This window comes from uncultured Nostoc sp. (assembly GCF_964247315.1).
Lineage (GTDB): Bacteria > Cyanobacteriota > Cyanobacteriia > Cyanobacteriales > Nostocaceae > Nostoc.
This window is the reverse complement of sequence record NZ_CAXTTT010000225.1, coordinates 1-5,166: the sequence shown is the minus strand read 5'-3', so window position 1 is coordinate 5,166 and position 5,166 is coordinate 1. Positions and strand designations below refer to the sequence as shown.

The window sequence follows — 5,166 nt, the reverse complement described above, 5'->3', positions numbered from 1 at the left end:
GATGATTTAGCTTTTTTACTACTTGCTTATTTCGGAAAGTGACAGAAGAGGGATATTAGTAATGGTAAGCGATGAGTGTTAATTACTCCTTTACCAATGAAAGGTAGTGTCCCGCCAATACTCATTAAAGTTAATGCAAACATATTGGTAGCAATAGCAGTACGTGGCTCTACTCCAAACTCAAGCATTACAGGCACGGTAATCAGAGATGTGCTACCAGCTATGACACTAATAATGCTAGCTACAAAAAAAATGCTAGCAAGAATGATTAACTGAAAAGCTATCATGAAATATTGATTGTATATTGTTGTCAAGGGATATTTTAAAATTATTTAATTAATTAAAGTATTTAAATTTATAAACAAATTTTTACCAACTTAGTTTATGATAAACATCTGAAAAATTGGTATTGACTAACTTGGTAAAAAAATGGGTAAAGCTAGTGAACGTTCTTTGAGTATTGGTGATTTTGGCAAGTGTGGCAGCGTTGGTGTAACCCGCCGTAGGCATCGCTCTCGTAACAGCGGTGGTTCTGGTTTGGGATTAGCGATCGCTCAGGCTATTATTCATGCACATCAAGGCAAATTAAATATATAAAGCGAATTAGGTAAAACACTACCATACTCAAAATAATAAAAAATTTTTATCCAATTAACTTACCAATTTCATTTAATTTCTGCGATAAAATTACTTGTAAAGATTGAAGTTGTTCCCTACTAGCATTAGCTAAAGTCATCTCAGATAATCCACTACTGATTTTTTGAATAACTGCTTTTATTTCTTTCGATTCTGATTGTTCTGATGTTAAATACTTAGCTTTAATGTTCTTAACTAAATCGCGTGTCTCAGGTACAGTTAAACTTTCTTTTAATACCTGTTCTGTTGCTTTTATTCGTTCTATAGCTGCTTCTTGTTCGGAAATTTTCAATATTTTTGATGACAATGTTGCTAATGCCAATGCGTGAGCGCCTTTCAGTTCTTGATGACGAATTGCTTTTTTTAAATCTTCTGGCAAAGATAACATTGGTAAAAGATTGGACTTAACAGAAGCAGGATTCAACCCAAATTCTAAGAATACTAAAAATAAAGCTTGCTCCTCGTTAATAATATCCAGTACTTCTAAACCTTGTTGTTGCTCCTCACTACTAGCAATTAATAATTTTGTTAATTCCTTGACTTGATTATTACGTTCAAGCCGCTTAAGTACAGCACCAAGAGTTGTAGCAACCTCATCCAATTCTAAACCAGTTGATTTGGTGATCTCTTTAAATATTGCTTCTGCCTTATCGAGTGGATTTAAATCTTCAAAACCTAAAAAAGTCAATAACGATGATTGGTCTAAATCCTGTGGCTGAGGTACGATTAATGCCCGAATAGTCTCCCATCCTAATAGCTTCGCTCCTGACCAACGTAACTGTCCGTCCAAGAGCATATAACGACCGTTATCTTGAGGAACTAAAATAACTGGTGTAATCTGCCCATGTTTTTTTAGTAATCTCGCTTTTGCCTGAATAGACTCTTGTGTAATTGTTTGTCTTGGCTGGTTAGGGTTAGGGTCAATTAAACCTGTATCAATAGCAATCTCACCTGTTTGCGTTTGCAATTGTTCGCGTAGTTTGGCGATTTCTGTCTCTAATTCTGGTGATTGCAATGCACGCAACCTTTCTACTTCAGCTTGCAGATCCGTAATTCTTTGTTCTTGATCGGTTTTCTGCACTGCCCCTTTAAATTTATCGCCTATTTGCGGTAATGCTTTTGCCATTATTTTTCCTTAATTAATGTAATGACATCATCAACAATTAATTTGAAATCTTTGCAAGCAGGATGCTTGGGACGATACTTGTGCAATGGCAACCCATAGGCACTAGCATTTTTAAACTCATTAGAACTCCGAATTTTTGGATACAACTTTATCCCTAATCTCTCAGCAATTGCAGGTAACTGTGCCAGGTATTGCCTATGCATAGCTACTACTTCGTTATACATACTAGGAACAAACCCTAAAATTGGTGGACGTGGTTCAAGTTGTAACTCGTCACTTGTGGAAATACACCATTCAACTAACTCTGCCGAACCAGAAATAGCTTTCATTTCTAACTGTACTGGAACTAAAACATGAGTAGCAGCAGCTAAAGCATTGACATTTAGCATACCCAAAGTTGCAGGACAGTCCAAGATAATTAAGTTATGAGGTAATGAATATTTATTTAATTTGTCAGCTAGACTGTATTCTCCACGTTTTCTGATCACTAATTCATTAGCTATTTCAGCCAACAAGGGATGTCCCTGATACACCTCAACTTTGGAATCCCAAACTGGTACTAATGACCAATCACCTTTAAAATCCTTAGACAGTAACTCTACTGTAGTTAAATTTGCTTCGGCTGGTGATAAACCACAAAACACATCCAATGAACGTTGGGGGTCTAAATCTAACATAGCTACTGTATAACCCCGCTTACTTACTTCATAGGCAATATGTGTGCTAATGGTAGACTTACCTACTCCACCAGCATTAGCCAGGAGCGCGAGAACTATTTGTTTCATAAAAATTGCTCAAACTTAGTCGCAGTATATCAATTGTTTGTCGGATTTTAAAATCCGACAAAAATAAGTTTGAAAATTTTAATAAATGTCGGATTTTAAAATTCGACACAAGCTGAATTTCCAAAATTTCACTTAATATCACCCAAATAACTCCCGGTGCTGATAAGCAAATCGAGAAACATCCTGACTAGCTACAGGTTTAGCATAAATAGCCTGATTGCGAATTGCCTGTATCTGTTCTGATTCTCGCTCCATAGCTGGTGTAAATTCTTGTCGCTGTTTCAGCAAATCCTCAAACTCAATTTCCCCTGGTCTACCTTGATAAAAAGCCGACTCAGCACAACGACGGACTGCATTACCAATTTCTGCTGGGCTGCAAATACGATATTCAGCCAACAGTCTACGCCATTGGTCATCACTCCAAGGAGAGTTGTTGTCTCGAAAAGCTGGAAAATACTTGGCTAGATGTAGATTGAAAATTTCATATCTTGCCCCTTCATGGGGTAAGTCCACAAAAAAGATATCATCAAAACGGCGAACTAATTCCGCAGGTAGCATTTCTAAGCGATTGACAGTAGCAATAGTATAAACTGGCTCTTGATGCTCTTGCATCCAAGTTAGTAAAGCAGCAGATAAACGCCGTGCTATACCTCCATCTGCATTGGAATCCCAGCCAGCAAAGCCTTTATCAAAGTCATCCCAATAAAGTACACAGGGGGCAAGGGAAGTCACCAAAGCAATAAACTCCTTTAATGCTCTGTCGGGATGAGGATCGCCCAGTAGTACACCCCAATTAGCTGCTAACAGTGGCAATCCCATTTTCTTAGCTGCTAACTTGGCAGAAAGACTTTTACCAGTACCCGGTGGCCCCCATAAGAGCATCCCAGTGGGAAACTTTAATCCATATTGCTTTGCTTTAGGTTGAAGTAGACAGGTAATAGTTTCCAACCTTTTCTCCAGCAAATCTAATCCCCCGGCTGAAGGTACATCCGGTTGGGCAATGTACTCTAAACCCCGTCCCCGCAGTTTGCTAACTTTATGCTTTAGCACTAATTGGGCGATTTCCTCAATCTGCTCTGCAAAACTCAGACATTGCTGTAATAGCATATTTATCTCGCCTATGGGTAAACCCTGACAGGCACGAAAGAGCAATTGCAGTGCTGATGTTTTTTCTGCTGTCTTTAACCAAGAATTGCGATCGGCTGCGCCAGTCCGTAGGCGATCTGCGCTAGCCTTCGGCAACGCCAAGGGCGAACGCAGCAGCGCTTCGCTATCGCACTCTACACAGTTCTGAAGGTGATAATGGCTATGCTCAACCCAGGTATCACAAAACTGCTGCACAACCATCTGCACCTGCTGTTGGTCTGGAAGTGGATGTGACAGTACAGGAATAAAAGGCTGTAATTCTAGAGGTAGTTGAACGTAAGTTTCTAATAACACCCAGTAATGATGTTGCTGACTCCAGAGAGCTTGATGACAGGCATTAAGTAATTGATAGCTACGTTTTTGACTTATTTTGCTAGCATCACCCTCATTTAGCACTCCCTCCAGTAAATAAATGCCTGGTTGATATTCCTCCAGAAGATATTGAATAATGTCCCCGTTTTTACCCCTGTTAGTTGACTGTAAGATGTACTGACCTTGATGCTGAATTAATTGCTGTAGTCCACAGTAACCAGGATTCCAGACAAAGACTGACAAAGACCGTTCCTCACCCCAATGGTAAAACTGCTGTAAAATCTGCATTCTGTCAGGCGTATGATACTCCACAGCCACAATTGGAGTATTTTGGTCAGCCAGAGCAGGCCAGTCTGTTATCAATTTCATAAACCTGACTTTAACAACTTACTTTTCCCTTTTAGAGCAAATTTATTACTGGTGCTTTAGCCACACGGATAATTATCACTAACGGGTTGGCTATATTTATTACGTCAGAAACCCCACGGCTTACACGGCGCGAGGATTTTGATGAAAAAGAGCGATCGCCTCCAGTACAGCGTTAATTTCAGAAACTACTCCGCCAAAATTCCGGTTCATCTAAAAAAATAGATTTGAAATTGGAGGGGAATTGATGTGAAAGCCGCGATTGCGGCAAGGAGGTGAAAAATTTACTTCATTAAAGGAAGCTGTAAAATGGCGTACACAAAGCGCTCCGAAGGAATCGCTAAAGCTAGAACCAATAACAACAATCGCAACGGAGCTAATGCTAAAACATCTGCCAAAACCAATGGCACATCTGCTACAACTAAATCAAAGGTAGCGAATGCTTCACCACAAGAAGAGGCATTAGCATTGTTAAAGGAATTGCGGAACCTAATCTTCAAAGAATACGGCGTTAAGTTGCAGCTACGGGATTCGCGTGTTTCAACTAAAATCGGTCATGCAGCCCGTGAAAAACTCGGACTTGACATTGCTGCTCAGGTGAAAAAGAAAGGTGGTAACAAAAAGTTTGATTGGCAGAAATGGAATACCAAATTATTTACTAAATTGTTTGGACAACCAGATGCACTCAAATATGCACCAGAAGTAGTGGCAATTTTCATGAGTATGCTCTACGACACTATTAGGGGAAGAGCTGGCGAAGCTGTCACCAAGTGCAAACTAAACAGTTTAGTTCAA

The 5,166-nt window shown here is 39.5% G+C and carries 6 protein-coding genes; 2 read left to right on the top strand and 4 right to left on the bottom strand.

What is annotated here, in order from left to right:
- Positions 1–26: 26 nt before the first annotated feature.
- The gene (locus tag ACFE93_RS33945) at positions 27–287 is read right to left on the bottom strand and encodes a TSUP family transporter (protein WP_375480422.1); all 261 of its coding nucleotides are present in this window, start codon (positions 285–287) and stop codon (positions 27–29) included.
- Between the two features lie 142 nt (positions 288–429).
- On the opposite strand from ACFE93_RS33945, the gene ACFE93_RS33940 reads away from it, so the two are divergent.
- Positions 430–597: a hypothetical protein gene (locus tag ACFE93_RS33940; RefSeq protein WP_375480424.1), complete on the top strand. Its 168-nt coding sequence runs from the start codon at positions 430–432 to the stop codon at positions 595–597.
- 46 nt (positions 598–643) lie between these two features.
- Here ACFE93_RS33940 and ACFE93_RS33935 read toward each other — a convergent pair whose 3' ends face one another.
- The 3 genes from ACFE93_RS33935 to ACFE93_RS33925 all read right to left on the bottom strand — a co-directional run bounded on the left by ACFE93_RS33935 (position 644) and on the right by ACFE93_RS33925 (position 4,374).
- Entirely contained in the window at positions 644–1,762 is a 1,119-nt protein-coding gene (locus ACFE93_RS33935; RefSeq protein WP_375480420.1) for a ParB/RepB/Spo0J family partition protein, read from the bottom strand.
- Positions 1,762–2,547, bottom strand: a complete 786-nt coding sequence (locus tag ACFE93_RS33930; protein ID WP_375480418.1) for a ParA family protein — start codon at positions 2,545–2,547, stop codon at positions 1,762–1,764. Before ACFE93_RS33930 ends, ACFE93_RS33935 begins: the two co-directional genes overlap by 1 nt.
- 138 nt (positions 2,548–2,685) lie before the next feature.
- Positions 2,686–4,374, bottom strand: a complete 1,689-nt coding sequence (locus ACFE93_RS33925) for an AAA family ATPase (RefSeq protein WP_375480416.1) — start codon at positions 4,372–4,374, stop codon at positions 2,686–2,688.
- Between the two features lie 306 nt (positions 4,375–4,680).
- On the opposite strand from ACFE93_RS33925, the gene ACFE93_RS33920 reads away from it, so the two are divergent.
- On the top strand, positions 4,681–5,166 hold a 486-nt coding region (locus tag ACFE93_RS33920), incomplete at its 3' end, for a hypothetical protein (RefSeq protein WP_375480414.1).

Coding starts and splice junctions, on each gene's coding strand:
- ACFE93_RS33945 (WP_375480422.1), bottom strand. CDS start 287: ATGATAGCTTTTCAGTTAATCATTCTTGCTAGCATTTTTTTTGTAGCT.
- ACFE93_RS33940 (WP_375480424.1), top strand. CDS start 430: ATGGGTAAAGCTAGTGAACGTTCTTTGAGTATTGGTGATTTTGGCAAG.
- ACFE93_RS33935 (WP_375480420.1), bottom strand. CDS start 1,762: ATGGCAAAAGCATTACCGCAAATAGGCGATAAATTTAAAGGGGCAGTG.
- ACFE93_RS33930 (WP_375480418.1), bottom strand. CDS start 2,547: ATGAAACAAATAGTTCTCGCGCTCCTGGCTAATGCTGGTGGAGTAGGT.
- ACFE93_RS33925 (WP_375480416.1), bottom strand. CDS start 4,374: ATGAAATTGATAACAGACTGGCCTGCTCTGGCTGACCAAAATACTCCA.